The 17047-nt window shown below is 68.6% G+C and carries 20 protein-coding genes; 7 read left to right on the top strand and 13 right to left on the bottom strand.

The window, feature by feature from the left end; genetic code table 11:
- Positions 1–455: 455 nt before the first annotated feature.
- A complete protein-coding gene (locus ACIBL3_RS23125; protein ID WP_396355591.1) occupies positions 456–887 on the top strand; it encodes an SRPBCC domain-containing protein in 432 nt (143 codons plus the stop codon).
- On the top strand, positions 877–1257 hold the full coding sequence (locus tag ACIBL3_RS23120; RefSeq protein WP_396355590.1) for an ArsR/SmtB family transcription factor: 381 nt from the start codon (positions 877–879) through the stop codon (positions 1255–1257). The genes ACIBL3_RS23125 and ACIBL3_RS23120 overlap by 11 nt, the downstream gene beginning before the upstream one ends.
- On the opposite strand, the gene ACIBL3_RS23115 is transcribed toward ACIBL3_RS23120, so the two are convergent.
- The 3 genes from ACIBL3_RS23115 to ACIBL3_RS23105 form a co-directional block, all read right to left on the bottom strand.
- Positions 1254–2474 carry an endonuclease/exonuclease/phosphatase family protein gene (locus ACIBL3_RS23115; protein ID WP_396355589.1) on the bottom strand — a complete coding sequence of 407 codons (1221 nt, stop codon included), beginning with the start codon at positions 2472–2474 and terminating at the stop codon, positions 1254–1256. The two genes, ACIBL3_RS23120 and ACIBL3_RS23115, sit on opposite strands and share 4 nt — an antisense overlap.
- A 94-nt stretch (positions 2475–2568) precedes the next feature.
- The gene (locus ACIBL3_RS23110; RefSeq protein WP_396355588.1) at positions 2569–2868 is read right to left on the bottom strand and encodes a DUF1905 domain-containing protein; all 300 of its coding nucleotides are present in this window, start codon (positions 2866–2868) and stop codon (positions 2569–2571) included.
- 36 nt (positions 2869–2904) lie between these two features.
- Complete coding sequence (locus ACIBL3_RS23105; RefSeq protein ID WP_396355587.1) at positions 2905–3492, bottom strand: TetR/AcrR family transcriptional regulator; 588 nt, start codon at positions 3490–3492, stop codon at positions 2905–2907.
- A 110-nt stretch (positions 3493–3602) separates the two neighbouring features.
- Here ACIBL3_RS23105 and ACIBL3_RS23100 point away from each other — a divergent pair, with 110 nt between their 5' ends.
- Positions 3603–5762, top strand: a complete 2160-nt coding sequence (locus tag ACIBL3_RS23100; protein WP_396355586.1) for an MMPL family transporter — start codon at positions 3603–3605, stop codon at positions 5760–5762.
- Positions 5763–5855: 93 nt separating this feature from the next.
- On the opposite strand, the gene ACIBL3_RS23095 is transcribed toward ACIBL3_RS23100, so the two are convergent.
- Complete coding sequence (locus ACIBL3_RS23095; protein WP_396355585.1) at positions 5856–6515, bottom strand: YitT family protein; 660 nt, start codon at positions 6513–6515, stop codon at positions 5856–5858.
- Positions 6516–6577: 62 nt separating this feature from the next.
- Between ACIBL3_RS23095 and ACIBL3_RS23090 the strand changes: the two genes are divergently transcribed.
- Both ACIBL3_RS23090 and msrA read left to right on the top strand, forming a co-directional pair.
- Positions 6578–8017: a PLP-dependent aminotransferase family protein gene (locus ACIBL3_RS23090; protein WP_396355584.1), complete on the top strand. Its 1440-nt coding sequence runs from the start codon at positions 6578–6580 to the stop codon at positions 8015–8017.
- A gap of 221 nt (positions 8018–8238) precedes the next feature.
- On the top strand, positions 8239–8877 hold the full coding sequence (msrA, locus tag ACIBL3_RS23085) for a peptide-methionine (S)-S-oxide reductase MsrA (RefSeq protein ID WP_396355583.1): 639 nt from the start codon (positions 8239–8241) through the stop codon (positions 8875–8877).
- A 56-nt stretch (positions 8878–8933) separates the two neighbouring features.
- Here msrA and ACIBL3_RS23080 read toward each other — a convergent pair whose 3' ends face one another.
- From ACIBL3_RS23080 to ACIBL3_RS23060, 5 genes are all read right to left on the bottom strand, one after another.
- Complete coding sequence (locus ACIBL3_RS23080; RefSeq protein ID WP_396355582.1) at positions 8934–9695, bottom strand: class I SAM-dependent methyltransferase; 762 nt, start codon at positions 9693–9695, stop codon at positions 8934–8936.
- A gap of 59 nt (positions 9696–9754) precedes the next feature.
- On the bottom strand, positions 9755–10243 hold the full coding sequence (bfr, locus tag ACIBL3_RS23075; protein ID WP_396355581.1) for a bacterioferritin: 489 nt from the start codon (positions 10241–10243) through the stop codon (positions 9755–9757).
- On the bottom strand, positions 10230–10439 hold the full coding sequence (locus ACIBL3_RS23070; RefSeq protein ID WP_396355580.1) for a bacterioferritin-associated ferredoxin: 210 nt from the start codon (positions 10437–10439) through the stop codon (positions 10230–10232). Before ACIBL3_RS23070 ends, bfr begins: the two co-directional genes overlap by 14 nt.
- Positions 10440–10509: 70 nt before the next feature.
- A complete protein-coding gene (locus tag ACIBL3_RS23065) occupies positions 10510–11157 on the bottom strand; it encodes a histidine phosphatase family protein (RefSeq protein ID WP_396355579.1) in 648 nt (215 codons plus the stop codon).
- Between the two features lie 60 nt (positions 11158–11217).
- A complete protein-coding gene (locus ACIBL3_RS23060) occupies positions 11218–12150 on the bottom strand; it encodes a DUF4333 domain-containing protein (protein WP_396355578.1) in 933 nt (310 codons plus the stop codon).
- Between the two features lie 345 nt (positions 12151–12495).
- Between ACIBL3_RS23060 and ACIBL3_RS23055 the strand changes: the two genes are divergently transcribed.
- Positions 12496–12855 (top strand): YciI family protein, encoded by a 360-nt coding sequence (locus tag ACIBL3_RS23055; protein WP_396355577.1) that lies wholly within the window; start codon positions 12496–12498, stop codon positions 12853–12855.
- A gap of 15 nt (positions 12856–12870) precedes the next feature.
- On the opposite strand, the gene ACIBL3_RS23050 is transcribed toward ACIBL3_RS23055, so the two are convergent.
- The 3 genes from ACIBL3_RS23050 to ACIBL3_RS23040 form a co-directional block, all read right to left on the bottom strand.
- Positions 12871–13467, bottom strand: coding sequence for a DinB family protein (locus ACIBL3_RS23050; protein ID WP_396355576.1), 597 nt, complete (start codon positions 13465–13467; stop codon positions 12871–12873).
- A 17-nt stretch (positions 13468–13484) separates the two neighbouring features.
- Positions 13485–13985 carry a GNAT family N-acetyltransferase gene (locus ACIBL3_RS23045; protein ID WP_396355575.1) on the bottom strand — a complete coding sequence of 167 codons (501 nt, stop codon included), beginning with the start codon at positions 13983–13985 and terminating at the stop codon, positions 13485–13487.
- 63 nt (positions 13986–14048) lie between these two features.
- Positions 14049–14729 carry a winged helix-turn-helix transcriptional regulator gene (locus ACIBL3_RS23040; RefSeq protein ID WP_396355574.1) on the bottom strand — a complete coding sequence of 227 codons (681 nt, stop codon included), beginning with the start codon at positions 14727–14729 and terminating at the stop codon, positions 14049–14051.
- Positions 14730–14837: 108 nt separating this feature from the next.
- On the opposite strand from ACIBL3_RS23040, the gene ACIBL3_RS23035 reads away from it, so the two are divergent.
- On the top strand, positions 14838–16205 hold the full coding sequence (locus ACIBL3_RS23035; protein ID WP_396355573.1) for an FAD-binding oxidoreductase: 1368 nt from the start codon (positions 14838–14840) through the stop codon (positions 16203–16205).
- Here the strand turns inward: ACIBL3_RS23035 and ACIBL3_RS23030 are convergent.
- Positions 16144–16989: a BTAD domain-containing putative transcriptional regulator gene (locus ACIBL3_RS23030; protein WP_396355572.1), complete on the bottom strand. Its 846-nt coding sequence runs from the start codon at positions 16987–16989 to the stop codon at positions 16144–16146. The two genes, ACIBL3_RS23035 and ACIBL3_RS23030, sit on opposite strands and share 62 nt — an antisense overlap.
- Positions 16990–17047: the final 58 nt, after the last annotated feature.

The raw sequence follows: 17047 nt of genomic DNA, 5'->3' as shown, positions 1-17047 counted from the left end.
CACCACCCCGCAGGCGCACACCCGCACCCGCTCCGAACACCTGAGGTTCGCGGCCGCTGGCTGGCTGTTCGACCGCTGGGCAGTTGCAGAGCCTGTTGCAGAATCACCGACCGATCGAGCTCAGTGGGGACAGTGCGCCGATCGACCCCGAATTCACTGTCTGAGTGGAGCGCGGACGGCCGATCGGCGAGAAAAGTCGCGGCGTGTTGGTGTGGACAGAGAGCCCCAAATCCATTTTGCAACAGGCTCTGCAACCCGCCAGCCGTGCAACAACCCGCCACCGGCCACCGTGACGGTCGAGCGGACGGGGGACGGGGGACGGGGGACGGGGGACGGGGGACGGGGGACGGGGGGACCACCAGCGGGTCGGCGGAGGGGATGACGGGAGTGGTTGACGCAACTGGTTGGTTGCTATAGGTTTGTGGCAACTGGATGGTTGCTATTTGGAGGTTGTGATGGGGTTTCCGGATCGGATCGAGCGGACTGTGGAGATCGGGCAGCCGCCGGCGAAGGTGTGGGCGGCGTTGACCACAGCCGAAGGGCTGGGGACGTGGTTCGGGCATCAGGCGACGATCGACCTGCGGCCGGGTGGGTCCGCGCAGATGTCGTGGACCAGCGGCGACCAGGCCGAGATGCGGATCGAGCGGGTCGAGGAGCCGACCGCGTTCGGTTTCACCTGGCACATCTACGGGCTGCCTGCGGACGACCCCCGCCGTACCTATGTCGAGTTCACGCTCGAGCCCGTCGGGGCCGGCACCCGGTTGACCGTGGTCGAGACCGGGTTCGCGCAGTTGCCGGAGGACGAGTACCGGAAGGCGTTCGACGGGAACACCCAGGGGTGGGCGTCCGAGATCGACGAACTGATCGAATACCTCGATGCAGCCTGACAGTCAGCACCCCGGGCCGACCCCTCCAGCCGGCGGCATGAGCCGAGCCGACATGGAGGGGGTGGCCGAGCAGGTGTTCGTGGCGTTGGGCGACCCGAGCCGGCGGAGCATCCTGGCTGCGCTGGCGTCGGGCGGGCCGGCGACGGCGACGGATCTGGCGAATCGCCTGCCGATCACCCGGCAGGCGATCGCCAAGCATCTGACGTTGCTGTCCGACGCCGGCCTGGTGGTCGCGGAGCACGGTGAGCGCAGGCGGGTGCGGTTCCGCCTGCACTCGGCGCCGATGCAGGTCGCCCAGCAGTTCCTGGCCGCGATGGCCCGCGACTGGGACTCCCGCCTCGACGCACTCAAGGACCACCTCGAGCGCTAGTGGACCCGGGTGTCGAGCCAAACCAGCCTGTGGTCACTGGTCGGGAACGGGAAGACCCCGGTCAGCCGGAACAGCGGATCCGCCTGCACCGGCCAGAACACGCCCGCGCCCACCGGCCGCAACTGTCGCGACGGCAGCACGTAGTCCGCCCGCAGGTTGCCCGGCGCCGGGTTGTCGTTGAAGTCGGCGGTGTCGTACTTCGGGTCGCCCCGGTGCGCCAGGTTCGCCCCACCCTGCAGTACGGCGGCCTCCGCCGCGCCGGCCGAAGTCGGAAGCGGGTCGATGATCCGCGGGTGCTCGATCAGCTGCTGGATCGACCCCGGCACCGAGTCGCCGTCGACCGGGTCGCTGTTCTGGTCGCCCGCGATGACGAACGCGCTGCCCGGCCGCAGCCCGCCGTACCGGCCGTTGTCGTCATAGATGTACGACGACCGCTGGCCCGGCTGCACGTAGTCGGCCCAGAACCGGATCTCGTCGTGGTTCCGGCGGCCGTTGCGGTCCTCGGCGCCGTCGAAGGTCGGCGGGGTCGGGTGCGAGACGAGGAAGTGCACGGTGCGCTTGCCGATCTGGATCGGCAGGTCCCAGTGCGACTTGCTGGACAGCCGGAAGACGTTGAGCTCGGCGGGCGAGTACCAGTCGGCCGGCGCCGCGGTCGCCGGGTCGTCCGGCAGCAGCGCGCCCGGCATGTCCTTCCACTTGAACAGCTGGAAGGTCCGCACGTGCCGGGTGTCGATCGGGTAGCGCGAGTACACGACCATGCCGAACTGGCCCTCGAACGCGCCGAAGCCGAACGCGTCGTCCCCACCCGCGATCTGCCCGTCGTTGTTCAGATCGAAGCCGCTCGGGATCCCGGTGTTCGACGGCGCGACGTACACGTAGGGGTACTGGATCGGCTGCGCGCCGCTCTGCCCGACCTCCAGGTAGTTGGTCCGGAACAGGTTCGCCGCCTGCTGGTTCGGCACGAAGTCGAACTCGTTGATCAGCAGTACGTCGGGCCGCGTCCGCTGGATCACCTCGGCGACTGCCTTGGCCTGCGCGTTGGTCCCGGTGCTGAGGTCGGCGACCAACTGACCGGCGGCAGCCCGGTTCAGGCTCGCGTTGTACGTCGCGAACCGCACCGACTCATGTCCCCCGCCGGCATCCGCAGGCACGACTCCCGCCGTACCGGCGCCAAGAAGCACACCCAACGCAACCAGCAATCTGCTCGTCCTGCGCATGACACCCCTCCGCTCAGACTGAATGCCCAAACGCTAACCACCGCAGCGTTCGCCCCACCTGAACGCCAAGTGAACTCTCCCGAGCCGTCGGCCGCTACAACTCAGCCAGCTTCAAGCGGGTTTCCACATCGACGCCGGCGCTCAGGTGCTCGGCGGTGCGCACGGGTTTCTTGACCGGGAGGAGATACGTGCCGGACTTGCTGTCCGGGAAGACCGACGTCTGCCAGGTGGTGGAGCCGATGGTCGCGACCACGCGGACCGAGCCGAAGCCATGCCGGGTCGCGGCCGCCAGGTGGGCGATGTCGTCGCTGATCTCCGGCGGCACCGAGATGAAGTGCCAGCCGCTCTCCCCCGGGTACTGCCACAGTGGCGCCGAGAACTGGAAGCTGCTCACTGACCGACCGTAGCGCCGCCTACCGACAGGAACTCGCTAGGCGGGGCTGCCGCGGCGAGCCAGGATCGCGGTGGCGGCGTCGATCAGGACGGCGCGGATCTCGGCGTCGGTGACGCCCAGGTCGAGCTCGACGGACATCGCGGCGCCGACGGTCTCGACCGCGGCGGCGGCGCGGAGGCGGTCGGCGGGGGTCGGGTCGGGGCCTGCCAGCCACAGCTGGAAGCGCCGGCTCTGCGCGATCAGCTTGTCCAGGTCGTCCCCGAACGCGGCCAGTACGGCGGCGATGTCACGCAGCAGCGTGGGTCCGGTCGAGCGGTGCTCGATCACGACGTCGACGTACGCGCCGAGCAGCTCGCGCTCGGCCTCCGGTGACCACGGCATCGCGTCGGCCCGCTCGAGGACGCGGAAGATGTCGTCCAGGAAGGTGCCGACGATCGCCCGGAGGAGGTCCTGCTTGGACGAGTAGTGGTAGTACAGCGACGCCTTGGTGATGCCGACCTGCTCGGCGATCTCGCGCAGGCTGGTCTTCTCGTACCCCTGGGTCGAGAACAGCTGCACCGCCGCCTGGTGGATCTCGGTTTTGGTGTCCCGCACCCGCTCGCGGGGATTCGTCGCGTGCTGCACGTGACCACCCTCTCACTGATCTTCGGGCCGGGCAGCTTCACGCACCTACCGACCGGCAGGTAGTCTACCAACCGACCGGCAGGTAGACAGACCCTCAGGAGGGGTTCGGGGTGTTCACCAAACTCGGACGATTCGTCGTCCACAACCCGTGGAAGGTGATCGCCGCCTGGGTGATCGCGGCGGTGGCCGTGGTCGCCTTCGCGCCGACGCTCGCGGATGTGACGAACAAGGACCAGGCGGCCTTCCTGCCCGACAAGTACGAGTCGGTGCAGGCGCAGAAGCTGGCCGCGGACGCCTTCGGGCAGACCAACGACGCGACCGCGAGCATCGTGGTCAAGCGCGGCGCCGGCGGTGAGCTGACCGCGACCGACCAGGCCAAGGTGACCGAGCTCGCGAGCAAGATCACCGCGGCGAAGATCGACCGGGTCACCGGCGCGATCACCGGTCCACAGGCGGTCTCGCCGAACAAGCAGGTCCAGATCGTCAGCGTCGGTCTCAAGGGCCTGCCGGACGACCAGGCGGTGCTCGACGCGGTCCAGAAGATCCGCGACGTCACCGGCCCGGCGCTGACCGGTAGTGACCTCCAGTACGGCGTGACCGGCGACGCCGCGCTCTACCTGGACAACCAGGACGCCTTCGAGAACGCGTTCGTGGTCGTCGGCATCGCGACCGTCGTACTGATCATCGGCCTGCTGCTGCTCATCTACCGCAGCCCGGTCGCCGCGTTTCTCCCGATCCTCACGGTCGGCCTGGTCGCCTCGATCGCTCCCGGTCTGATCGCGCTGGCCGCGAAGGCCTTCGACCTGCAGGTGACGCAGGACCTGCAGACCATCCTGACCGTCGTGCTGTACGGCGTCGGGACCGACTACATCCTGTTCCTGCTGTTCCGCTACCGCGAGCGCCTCCGCGCCGGCGAGCCGTCGAAGGAGGCCCTGGTCAACGCGACCGCCCGGGTCGCCGAGGTCATCGTGTCGGCGGCGGGCGCGATCATCGTCGCGTTCAGCGCACTGCTGCTGGCTGTCTTCGGCGGGTTCAAGAGCCTTGGCCCGGGCCTGGCCATTGCCGTGGCGGTGATGGCGTTCGCCGCGATCACGCTGATCCCGGCGGTGGTGTCACTGCTCGGCCCGAAGGTGTTCTGGCCGTCGAAGTCGTGGCAGAAGACGCCGAAGGGCGCGATGTTCAAGCGGTTCGGCCGGTTCACCGCCCGCCGTCCGGCCATCGTGGCCACGGTGTCCGGCGGCCTGATGGTCGCGCTCGCGCTCGGCGCGCTCGGCATGAAGGTCGACTACGACGCGTTCAGCCAGCTTCCCGACGGCACCGAGTCCGCCCGCGCGGTCAAGGACCTGCAGGCCGGCTTCCCGGCCGGCGCGCTCAACCCGACCACGGTCTACGTGCGCAGCACCGACGGTACGGCGCTCGACCCGGCCGAGCTCACGACGTACGCCGGGAAGCTCGCCAAGGTGGAAGGTGTCGGCGCCGTGCTCCCGGCCGGCGCGGACGGCAGTCTGGCGCTGCTGAACCCGGACAAGACGGTTGCCCAGATCAACGTCGTACTGAGTGATGCGCCGTACGCGACCTCGTCGCTGGACCTGGTCGACGGGAAGCTCCGGGACGTCGCGCACGCGGAGGCTCCGGACGGTACGACGGCGTTGCTCGGCGGGGTCACCGCGAGCTACACCGACATCCGGGACGCGAACAGCCGGGACCTCTCGGTGATCTTCCCGGTCGCCGGCGGCCTGATCGCGATCATCCTGGCGCTGCTGCTCCGGTCGCTGCTGGCGCCGCTGGTGCTGATGATCGCGGTGGTGCTGAGCTTCTTCAGCTCGATCGGTGCGACCGTGCTGGTGTTCCAGGGAGCGGCCGGGCACGCGGGCGTGACGTTCTCGCTGCCGATCATGCTCTACCTGTTCGTCGTTGCCATCGGCACCGACTACAACATCCTGATGATCGCGCGGTTGCGGGAAGAGGCCGAGCAGGGCACGTCGCCACGGGAGGCCGCCGATCTCGCGATCGAGCACGGTGGTCCGTCGGTGGCGGCGGCCGGGCTGATCCTGGCCGGCACGTTCTCGTCGCTGATGCTGGCCGGGATGGCGCTGCTCACCGAGATGGGCTTCTCGGTCGCGGCCGGCATCGTGATCTCCGCGTTCCTGATGTCGATCTTCCTGGTCCCGAGCGTCACCGCGCTGCTCGGTCACAAGGCCTGGTGGCCGCGGCGGGTTAAGCCGCGCGCCAGCGCTGAGCAGGATCGTCAGCTGGAACCGATCGGCTGATCCCCGAGTTCGCAGGCTGAGGGGTCCTGCGACGGCGTGCCCCGGACTCAGGTGGGTCCGGGGCACGCTGCTGTTTCAGGGAGTCCTGGTGGTTCACGGTGTCTTGAGGCGGACGGTGAAGATCGGTAGCAGGAAGTGGACCAGCGGGCCGATCGACAGGGCGTAGACCACGGTGCCGACACCGACCACGCCACCGAGCAGGAAGCCGACCGCGAGGACGGTCACCTCGATCGTGGTACGGACCAGGCGGACGCTGAGGCCGGTACGCCGTACCAGGCCGGTCATCAGGCCGTCGCGCGGACCGGGACCGAACTGGGCGCCGATGTAGAGCGCGCCGGCGAGGGCGTTGACCACGACGCCCGCGAGCATGAAGACGATCTTGACCCAGAGCGCGTCCGGGCGGTCGACCGTGGCCAGCGTCAGGTCGGTCACCAGGCCGATCACGATCGCGTTGCTGATCGTCCCGAGCCCCGGCCACTGGCGCAGCGGGATCCAGGCCAGCAGGACGACGAAGCTCATCGCGATCACGACGGCGCCGAAGCTGAGCGGCAGGTGCTTGGTGATACCCGAGTGCAGGACGTCCCACGGGTCGAGGCCGAGGTTGCCCTGGATCATCAGGCCCATCGAGAAGCCGTACAGCGTCAGGCCGACGTACAGCTGGACCAGACGGCGCGGAAGGTGGCCCGCCTTCAGCTGCTGAATCGGGTTCAGCGCGGCGAGCTGGCGAGGTGGGGCTTCGGAAGTGGCGGTCACGTTCTTCAGTTTGCGAGCAAGTGGCCTGGTGTTCGATAGCCAATTGCGCGATAGTGGACTGCATGAAGGGGCAATATCTCCCGGCCAGCACGCTCTCCGGTCTGCTCGACGCCTGGGCCGACGGGACCGGTCCGGCGTACCGGCTGCTGGCTGAGCGACTCCGGCTGCTGATCGCGGACGGGCGGATCATGCCCGGGTCGCGGCTGCCGAGTGAGCGTGAGCTGACGGACGCGCTGGGTGTCAGCCGTACGACGGTGGCCTCGGCGTACCGCGAGCTGCGCGACAGCGGCTACCTTCAGTCGCGCCGCGGTTCTGGCAGCGTGACCGCACTCCCCACTCGGGTCGAACCGGAGCTTGGCCGGCACCATGCGCCGGGGATCGACACGGACGGGCTGTACGACTTCACGTGCGCTGCGCCGAGCGCCGTACCGGGGATCAGTACGGCGGTCGCGTCGGCAGCAGCGGATTTGCCGGTGCACCTGGCGACGCCGGGGTATCACCCGCAGGGGCTGCCGGAGCTGCGGGCGGAGATCGCGGCGGCGTACGAGGAACGCGGGCTGCCGACGACCGCGGACCAGATCATCATCACCGGCGGCGCGCTGGCGGCGACGTCGATCGCGGTCCGGGCGATCACCCAGATCGGCGATCGGGTGCTGACCGAGAGCCCGACCCACCCGAACTCGGTCGACGCGATCCGGCGCAGCGGGTGCCGGGTCGTCGCGGTGCCGATGAGTCCCGGCGGCTGGGACCTCCCCTTGCTGGAGGCAACGATCCGGCAGACCGCGCCGCGGGCCGCGTGGATGGTGGTCGACTTCCAGAACCCCACCGGGTGGTCGATGTCGGCGGCGGACCGGCAGCGGCTGGCGGTCGCGTTCGCGCGGGCCCGGACGACGGCGATCGTGGACGAGACGTTGTTCGAGCTTTCTCTGGACGGACAGGAGATGCCGCCTCCGTTCGCGTCGTACGACCCGGTCGGGGTGATCACGGTCGGCTCGGTCAGCAAGTCGTTCTGGGGCGGCCTGCGGATCGGGTGGATGCGGGTCCCGGAGCCGCTGATCGCGCGCGTGCTCGACGCGAAGGCGTCGATGGATCTGGGCGCGCCGGTGCTGGATCAGCTGGTCGTCGCGGAGCTCCTGCGGCAGCGGTCGACGATCCTGCCCGAACGGCGGGCGGACATTGCGCTTCGCCGGGATGCGCTCGCTGCTGCTTTGACGACGTACTTGCCGTCGTGGCGCTTCCAGGTGCCGGCTGGCGGGCTGTCGCTGTGGTGCGAGCTGCCGGAGCCGGTGGGGTCGTCGCTGGTCGGCGTTGCGCAACGGAACGGCGTACTCCTGGTGTCGGGCTCCCGCTTCTCCCCGGATGGCGGCCTCGAGTCGTTCACCCGCCTCCCCTTCACCCTCGATGCGGACGCGCTCCACGACGGCGTCCGCCACCTGGCCGCCGCCTACGCCAGCCTCACCACCCCCACCCCAGTACGCCGCACAGCCGCCATGATCGCCTGACCTGCAGGCCAACGCGGTCGGGTTCGGGTACAGCTCGACAGGACGTATACGCCCACTGCCCGCAACCACCCGCCGTCCCACAGCAGGGGATCCGGCGCGATCGCCGACACCTCCTGTCGAAATGCACCACCTGACGTTCGCTTCCCGTAATCGGCTGGGGGAAGGTTCGCCTGAGAGGGGGTGTTGGGAGACTATGAGAGTCATTCTGCGAGAGGCGTGAGATGTCGTTCTTCAAGCGCAACACAGCTTTGGTCGAGCCCGAGGCCGCACTGCCGGGCCGGCCTTCGCCCGGATTCGCCGTACCGGACGAGAACGTTGTTCTCGGTACGCCGCAGACCGCCGCAGCGCCCGAGGGGTTCGAGGAGGTCTGGTTCGGCACTGGGTGTTTCTGGGGTACCGAGGAGATCTTCTGGCAGCTGCCCGGGGTCTACACGACCGCGGTCGGCTACGCGGGTGGGTACACGCCGAACCCGACGTACGAGGAAGTCTGCACCGGCGGCACCGGCCACACCGAGGCGGTCCGGATCGTCTACGACCCCACCAAGACCACCTTCACCGACCTGCTGAAGGTCTTCTGGGAGACGCACGACCCGACCCAGGGCATGCGCCAGGGCAACGACCTGGGCTCCCAGTACCGCTCGGCCATCTACTACACCACCGACGCCCAGCGCGCCGAGGCCGAGCGCACCCGAGACCTCTACGCCCCCGTCATCAAGCCCCTCGGCTACGGCGACATCACCACCGAAATCGCCCCCGCCACCACCTTCTACTACGCCGAGGCCTACCACCAGCAGTACCTCCACAAGGTGCCCAACGGCTACCGGTGCCACAGCAACACCGGCGTACCGTTCCCGGCCTGACCCACGCAACTGAGCGAGGGCACCACCTCCCCGGTGGTGCCCTCGCCTCATGTTGGCTACGGGCGGCGGCGGGCGAGGTGGACGTGGACCTCGGCGTTGAGTTCCACGGTTTCAGGGAGGACCTGGAGGATTTGGCGGAAGACCTGGTCTCGGTCGGCAGGCTGGAGCATCACGTACGCCGAGACCGTCGAGAGTTGCCCGATGTAGTCGTGGGCGCTCATCGTCAGGCGCCGTTCGATCACCGCCTGCCGGACGTCGGAGAACCACTCGGACTGCTGGAGCTCGGTGCCGGGCCACTGCATCGGGCGATCCGCGGGTGTGCCGTCGGGCGACGGGACGCCGTCATCCTCGAGGTACGGCGCACGTGCCGCGCGCGCGGCCTCCTGGAGGGCTGGGTCGGCCAGCTGGATCGGCACACCGAACGAGGCGAATACGCCACCCGGTTGGACGAGTGCGGCCATGCGGTCCCACCGACCTTCAGGCTTGGTCCAATGGAGCGCGGCAGCCGAATACACCAGCTCGTACGACGAATCCAGCGGCAGGTCCTCGAAGGCGGCTTGCACGGTGGTGACGTTTGCCTGGGGGTGTTTGCGCAGCTCCGCGAGCATGGCCGCGTCGGGCTCGCTCGCCGTGACCGCGATTCCTGCTTGCGCGAACAGGCGCGTTGCCTTGCCTGTCCCGGCGCCGATCTCGAGGGCGGTCCGGATCGGCCCACCGGCGTACGCCATCACCAGATCGAGGAGTTCCACGGGATACCCGGGCCGGAACCGTTCGTACGCCTCCGCGACCGCCCCGAAGCTCAATGCCCGCGCAACCATGCCGGCATGCTGGCACGTTCCACGCCGCCAGCGCTTGTCATTTTTCCCGACGAAGCGGTTCAGCCGGGAGATTCGCCCGGGTCGATCTGCTGGGCGAGGTATTGCTGGACGCCGACGCGCTCGATCGCGTCGAGTTGGCTCTCGAACCAGTCGACGTGCTTCTCCTCGTCGCGGACCATCTCCTCGAAGACGGCGGCAGTGCCGTGGTCACCGAGGTCGTGGCACTCCTTCGCGGACGCGTTGAACTGCGCCACCGCGGCGAGCTCACCCTCGAGCCCCAGCCGGAGCATCTCCTGGGCGTCCTCACCCACCGTGACGGCGCCGAGCTTCTGCAGGTTCGGGTGACCGTCGAACAGCAGGATGCGGTTGATCAGCTCGTCGGCGTCCTTCATCTCGTCGATGGACAGGTCGTAGAAGACCTTGCCGAGCCGGCTGAATCCCCAGTTCTCGAGCATCCTGGCTTCCAGGAAGTACCCGTTGATGACGGTCAGCTCGAGCGTCAGTGCCTCATTGAGCAGTACGACGACTCGTGGGTTAACCGGTTGCACCTGCCACCTCCGTGAACGAGGTTGCCGAGACCGACCTCCCATGCTCGCACAACAATCGCTTCACGGAGAAGACGCAGGCGCCACAGTTCCGCCCTGCCCCGGTCGCCCCGCACACCTGCGCGACCGTACGAGCGCCGCGGTCGATGCTCTCGCGGACCTCGCGGTCGCTGACGACCTCGCAGTGGCAGACAATCACAAGGTGAGGCTACCCTAACCGCCCCACGATCAAATACAGCAGTCTCAAGATGGGACACCTACTGACGCCTCTACTCCCCCGGACGTAGGTCGGTGGGGAAGCCGGTCCAGCGGAGGTCTGGGGGCAGGTGGTGCATGTCGTTGTAGAGGAGGATTGAGGAGGGGTGGGTGGGGGTGTAGCGGAGGATTGTCAGGGCGGCGTTGCAGTGGGTGAGGGTTAGCCAGCGCCAGGCGGGGGCGTCTAGGGCGTGGCGGACCAGCCAGGCGATCAGGAAGTTGTGGGTTATCAGCAGTTCGTGCCGTACGTCGTCGCCGTCGACTGGGCCTGTGAAGCGTTCCAGGGCTAGGCGGGCCAACTCGGGGCCGTGCCTGAGCTCCTCGGGTGTGGCCTGGTGGACGAAGCGGAGCAGGTGGTCGGCCGAGTCCGCTGGTAGCTCGTCTCTCTCCGGTACATGGGGGACGTAGTCTCCGGCCTCCTCTGAGACCTCCAGTGGCGGCGTCGTCTTCAGTTGCTCGTGGACCAGGTGCGCGGTCTGGGCTGCTCGCGGAAGGGGGCCGTGGTGGACGGTGGAGAAGGGGATGTCCTGCAGTCGTCGGCCGAGGAGGACTGCCTGGCGACGACCGCGCTCAGTCAGTCCGCTCTCGTCGGGGAGGGCCTCGGCGTGCCGAGCGAGGTAGAGGTAGCGGGTGGCCGTGGTGGCCGTTCGCGATTCGTCCATCCTGTGGTGGACGCCGTACGCCCTCCACTGGTTCGCGACCGTCCTCGCCAACGGAACCCGTCAGTACTTCCAGGCCGCGAGCTGGCGCCCGTCCAGGTCGTGCATCACCAATTGGCCGTGCCGGGCAGGGACGTCGAACACCAACCACCCGGCGGCCTGCTCACCCTGGTCGAGGATCACCGGATCGAGGAGCGGATCGAACGCAGTCGAGGTGATGACCGCGTCTCCGCTGTACTTGTGGCCGCCCACCAGCGCGGTGAACTCCACAAAGTCTTGCCCGTCCGCGAGTGCGCGCAGCGTCACGTACGCGCCCATGTACAGACCATGCTCCGGAGTGTCGACCTCGTCGCCGGCAGCGAACTTCAGCCGCGCGACGGTGGCCTCGAGTTGGGCGACACCCGCCTCGTCGTACACCGTCAGCTTGTCGCCGATCTTGCCGGTTGAAGTCGTCGGCGTCGCCGGCCACACCGTGGCCGGATCGAAGTGCACCGTCCCGGCAAGGTTGTCGACCATGGCCCGTACGACCTGTCGTCTGCTCCCCAAGGAGAGGGTGCACGGGATCACTCCGCCGACATCGACGACCTGCACGCGGGACGTGCCACAGTCGACCTTGGCAGCTGCGGCCTGTGCCGGCAGCCTTGACCGGATCTCCGTGACCAACTTCTCGGTGTCGATGATCGCCTTGGCCGGTTTGAGCTCGTAGGTGTAATCGCCGTCTGTCACATGGCTGAGCGTCACAGTCACCGGCAGCTGGTTGCCCGCCACCTCGGCGGTGCACTTGAAGGTCGCTCCCTCGGCGACCTTCACGCCTTCGGGACAGGCGACGCTGTCCACCTGCAGCGCGGGTACTTGCTCGCGCAGGTACGTGCCGACCGCGTCTGCGGTTCGGTCCGAATCGACCGTGCCGTCGCCGACGGTGACGTCGGCGGAGCAGCCTGCCAGCAGGGCCGCAGCCAGCACGACTGCCGACCAGGGATGGATGATTGTTCGCACGACGTCCCCCCGGCGGTGCGACGCGGCGAGGGTCGCGGGCCCGCGACATACGTTTGATCCTGGCCCGGCAACAGCCGAGACAGCGGCCCGGGCCGCAGCTGCAGCGACCTCCATGGCGACGCATCCCCGCCAATCAGATGGGCGGCGGCTCCCTCGCGTCGCGGTCCACAGTCCTCGTCTTGAACACTACTCCGCGGCGGCAGCCCCAGCCATCGCCTCGAACTTCCCCGGCACCGCGGTAGCGTGGCTGGGAGATTTGGCGGCGGCTGTCGGATTCGGGGTGGGGTGTTCGTTGCAGGGGTGAGAGGCGGCTGGAGGGTGGCCGTCGGGACAAGGAGTGACGCGATGACGCAGTACCTGATCTCGTTCGAAGACGGAGCGATGGACGTCAAGGAGGAGGACCTGCCCCGGGTGGCCGATGAGGCGCACGCGGTCGTCCAGGAGGCCAAGGACGCCGGCGTGCTCGTGTTCACGGGCGGGGTGGACTATCGCGCGAAGCACGCCGTGGTCGACACCGACGGGATGATCACCGACGGCCCGTACCCGGAGAGCAAGGAGCTCATCGGCGGCATCCTCGTCGTCGACGTACCCACCTTCGACGACGCGCTGAAATGGGCCGCGAAGGTCGCCGTCGTTTGCCGCTGCGCGCAAGACGTCCGCGAGTTCTTCCCCTTCCGGCGCACCGACTTCGGCACCCCAAGCTGACGAACTCCCTGGCGCTCAGGTGGTAGTAGATCTCGCCTGGGCGGTCTTGGCGGCCTGTTCGATCCGGGTGTGGAGAGATTGCCACCAGGCTGCATCGTGGTCGGGCATGTTGCTGTAGGCGGGGTTGAGGCCGGTGGCGCCGTCGAGTTGTTCGCGGACGATGTCGGCGTGGCCGGCGTGGCGGTTCGTCTCGGCGAGGACGTGCACCAGGATCCGGTGCAGGGTCACGTCGCCCTCCGGCCACCAGGGCACTCGGCCGGGTGCGTCGAGGTCGAGGGCGTCGATCGTCGCGTCCGCGTGGTCCCAGACGCGCCGGTAGCAGTCGACGATGTCGGCGCGGGTCTCGTCCTCGGTGGCCCAGGCGTCGGCGTTGGGTTCGGCGTCGTCGTCCCACCAGGGCAGGTGCTCCGGGTACGGGCGGTCGAAGGTCTCGCCGAAGTACCCGGCCTCGACGATCGCCAGGTGTTTCACGAGCCCGAGGAGATTCGTGCCGGTCGGAGTCAGCGGCCGCCGTACGTCGTACTCGGACAACCCCTCGAGCTTCCAGACCAGCGCCCCACGGGCCGACCGCAGGTAGGTGTGCAGAGTCTGCTTCGCGTCAACGTCGATCACGAGCGCAGCTTGCCATCTCAGACGAGGGACTTGCTGAACATCAGGATCGCGTCGTCGTCGTTGCGGACCATTTCGCCCGGTGGGACCTGTTCGAGGTTGTACAGGATGCCGCGCCCGTCGGGGATGTAGCCGCGGCGCACATACATCCGCTGGGCCGTCCCGTAGTCGGCGTACAGTCCGACGCCGATCGCGACCACGTCGGACCGCTCCGCGACCAGCGCCTCCGCCGCGTCCATCAGGGCGGTGCCGATCCCGCGCCGGCGGAACTTCGGCAGCACGTTGAAGTCCTGGATCTCGGGGATCCCGTCGAAGGGCTGGTACGGCGACTCCCATCGGACGGTGACGTATCCGGCGTACTCCTCGTCGACCGTCGCCACCAAAACGTCCCGCACCCCGGCACGCTGCTCGGCCAGGTACTTCTCGTACTGCGACACCGGCTTGTTCCACCCGATTGCGCTGAACGCCTCCGAGATCACCTCCGGATCGTCCTCCCGCAACGCCCTGATCGCGTAGCCCATGAGAAGCCCTCCAATCCAGCCGCCCAGAGGCTAGCTCCCCGGCAACGAAGGGTCACCCGGTTTTCACGCCGCGACCATTGGCTTGACGTGGGCGAAGGCGCTGCGGGCGTTCCAGGTGGGGAACGCCCGTACGAGCGGGGACGGACCGTGAAGCTGGATGCGGCGGTTGCGGACGGCCTCGGCCCAGCTGAGCCGACCGGCGTGCCACTTGACGAAGGCGTCGGCTTCCGCGGTGATGTAGAGGTCCTCGTCGAGACCTGGGTACGTCTTGCAGATCTCGGTCTCGCCGCGCTCGATCAGCAGCCAGTACCGTTCCGGACGCGGGCCGCCGGTGAAGTCGAAGCGGATGACGACGCGCCGGTCCGGGAGCCGATCCTGGTGGAGCACGTTGCACATCGACCACAGCGCCACGAAGGGATCCAGGTGCTCGGGGGCGATCTCGAGCCAGGCAGCACCCCACTCGCCGAGCGACATGCAGACCTTGAAGAGGTCCTCACCCGCGGGCGTCAGCTCGTAGTGGTGCCCGCGCCCGTCGGGCTTGAGCGACGACCGGACGATGCCGAACCGTTCGAGTTGCTTCAACCGCTGCGAGAGCAGCGTGCGCGAGAGCCCGGGCGCGCCCTCCAGGATCTCGCTGAAGCTTCCGCAGCCCAGGTGCAGGTTGCGGATGATCAGCGGCGTCCAGCGCTCGGCGAAAATCTCGGCGCCGCGTGCGATGGGGCAGTACTGGCCGTATGTCCTCACACCGCCAGTGTCTGGCCGCGGTCTTCGGGTGTGAAGTCCAGATTCTCTACTTCACCGCCGGCGCCGACGGCGGTCCGATGGAGGCGTCGATGCGATGGAGGTAGCGCGATGGACATCCAAGGTTTCCAAGGCCGGCTGATCATTGCTGACCAGTCCGAGTACGACACTGCCCGAGCTGTCTGGAACGGCGCCGTCGACCGGCGTCCCCAGCTGATCGCTCGCTGCGACGGGACCGCCGACGTGGTCGCCGCAGTGCGCTTCGCCCGCGACCACGACCTCGAGATCGCCGTACGGGGCGGAGGACACAACGTCGCCGGTACGGCGGTGTGCGACGACGGGATCGTGATCGACCTGTCGGCCATGCGAACCGTGTCGGTCGACCCAGCCGGTCGCACCGTCCGAGTGCAGGGCGGCGCGCTGTGGAGCGACGTCGACCACGCAACGCAGGCCCATGGCCTGGCCTCCACCGGCGGCATCGTGAGCCACACCGGCGTCGCCGGGCTGACGCTTGGCGGCGGCCTCGGCTGGCTCATGCGCAAGTACGGCCTCGCTGTCGACAACCTGCTGGCCGCTGAGGTGGTCACCGCCGACGGCAGCGTCGTTCAGGCATCCGCCGACGAACACCCCGACCTGTTCTGGGCATTGCGAGGTGGGGGCGGCAACTTCGGCATCGTCACGTCGTTCCGGTTCGCGCTGCACCGCCTCGGTCCGGAGATCCTCGCCGGTGCCGTGTTCTGGGCGGCGGAGGACACCGGCGAGGTGATGCGCTTCTACCGGGACTTCATTGCCGAAGCGCCCGACGAGCTCGGCAGCGTGATCCGGCTCGGCACGATCCCGCCCTGGCCGGTCGTCCCCGAGCACCTGCACTGGCGGCCGGCCATTGCTGTCGCCTGCTCCTACGCCGGCGCCGTCAACGACGGCGAGCGCGTGGTGCGGAGCCTACGTCGGTTCGGGACGCCACTCGTGGACTTGGTCGGACCCACGCCGTACGTCGCCCATCAGGCAACCATCGACGACACCGTCCCCCACGGCTGGCACTACCACTGGAAGTCCACGAACCTCACCGGCCTGTCCGACGACACCATCTCCGTCGTCGCCGACCACGCCTACCTCGCCGGCTCGCCCCGGTCGTGCGTCGTGATGTTCCACCTGGGCGGCGCCGTCGCCCGAGTCCCTGCCGACGCCACCGCCTACCCCGGGCGGACCGTGGCCCACAACATCGTCATCGAAGCCGTGTGGCGCCCGCACGAAGCCGGTGAACACGCCGTCACCGAGACCGCGTGGGCGGACCGATTCCTCCATGCCCTCGAAGCGCACCGATCCACCGGCGTCTACGTCAACTTCCTGGACGCCGACGACACCACCCGAATCCAAGAGGCGTACGGCGCCCCCACCTACCGCCGACTCACCGAAGTCAAAACCAAGTACGACCCCGACAACACCTTCCACCACAACAGGAACATCCGCCCCGCTTGATGCTCAGGGGCAGGTGCGGCGGAAGGGCCGGTTGGGGAAGTTCTCCTGCCACTCCTCGGGGGTCAGGTCGCGGCCGGCGATGCGGCAGGCGTGGTCGAGGGCGTGCTCGAGGCGGGTGTCCCAGTGGTACACGCCGTCGTCGTACGACGCGATCACGACGGCGCGGCCGCGCCTCGCCCTGACTGCCGGCCTGGTACTGCGCTGTCGCCAGCAGGATCCACCGACGTTCGCGCAGCGGGGCCTCCCCGACGAAGGCGAGCGCCTTGTCCAGGACCTGGTCGTGCCGGCCGGCTCGGAGCGCGGACTCGACGTACAGCTCCTCCGCCAGATGGCGCAGCTCGATGAGCCGGGCGGCCTCGATCCGCCCGGGATCCCATCCGTCCAGCTCCGGCCACGGACTCCCCCGCCACAACGTCAGCGCGTCGGCCAGCACCAGAGCCGCGCGCTCGGGGTCTCCGGTCGCGACCAGTTCACGAGCCCGGTCGACCGCTCGCTCGAACCGGGCCGCGTCGATGTCGTCGGCCGGGAGGGCCAGCCGATAGCCCAGCGGCGCGGTCTCGATCGCGCGGCTGCCGAGCAGTTTGCGGAGCCGCATCACGCAGCCCTGAATGATCTTGGCCCAGGACGGCGGCAGCTGCTCGCCCCACAGGACGTCGGCCAGCGCGTCCGCGCTGACCACCTCTCCGGGGCGTACGGCCAATGCTGCGAGCACGACGCGATCACGTCGTCCGAGGACCTTCTGTTCCCCCTCGATCGTGAGCGGGCCGAGAACGGCGATACCCACAACTCGACCTTCGACCTCTGCGGTACCGGCCGTCAACGGTCGCGATACCGCGGTAATA

Source organism: Kribbella sp. NPDC050124, from assembly GCF_044460355.1.
In the GTDB taxonomy this organism is placed as follows: Bacteria; Actinomycetota; Actinomycetes; order Propionibacteriales; family Kribbellaceae; genus Kribbella.
Note: the sequence above shows the minus strand (reverse complement) of the source record. Positions and strands in the feature narration are given on the sequence as shown.

Coding starts and splice junctions, on each gene's coding strand:
- ACIBL3_RS23125 (WP_396355591.1), top strand. CDS start 456: ATGGGGTTTCCGGATCGGATCGAGCGGACTGTGGAGATCGGGCAGCCG.
- ACIBL3_RS23120 (WP_396355590.1), top strand. CDS start 877: ATGCAGCCTGACAGTCAGCACCCCGGGCCGACCCCTCCAGCCGGCGGC.
- ACIBL3_RS23115 (WP_396355589.1), bottom strand. CDS start 2,474: ATGCGCAGGACGAGCAGATTGCTGGTTGCGTTGGGTGTGCTTCTTGGC.
- ACIBL3_RS23090 (WP_396355584.1), top strand. CDS start 6,578: ATGAAGGGGCAATATCTCCCGGCCAGCACGCTCTCCGGTCTGCTCGAC.
- msrA (WP_396355583.1), top strand. CDS start 8,239: ATGTCGTTCTTCAAGCGCAACACAGCTTTGGTCGAGCCCGAGGCCGCA.
- ACIBL3_RS23080 (WP_396355582.1), bottom strand. CDS start 9,695: ATGGTTGCGCGGGCATTGAGCTTCGGGGCGGTCGCGGAGGCGTACGAA.
- ACIBL3_RS23065 (WP_396355579.1), bottom strand. CDS start 11,157: ATGGACGAATCGCGAACGGCCACCACGGCCACCCGCTACCTCTACCTC.
- ACIBL3_RS23055 (WP_396355577.1), top strand. CDS start 12,496: ATGACGCAGTACCTGATCTCGTTCGAAGACGGAGCGATGGACGTCAAG.
- ACIBL3_RS23045 (WP_396355575.1), bottom strand. CDS start 13,985: ATGGGCTACGCGATCAGGGCGTTGCGGGAGGACGATCCGGAGGTGATC.
- ACIBL3_RS23035 (WP_396355573.1), top strand. CDS start 14,838: ATGGACATCCAAGGTTTCCAAGGCCGGCTGATCATTGCTGACCAGTCC.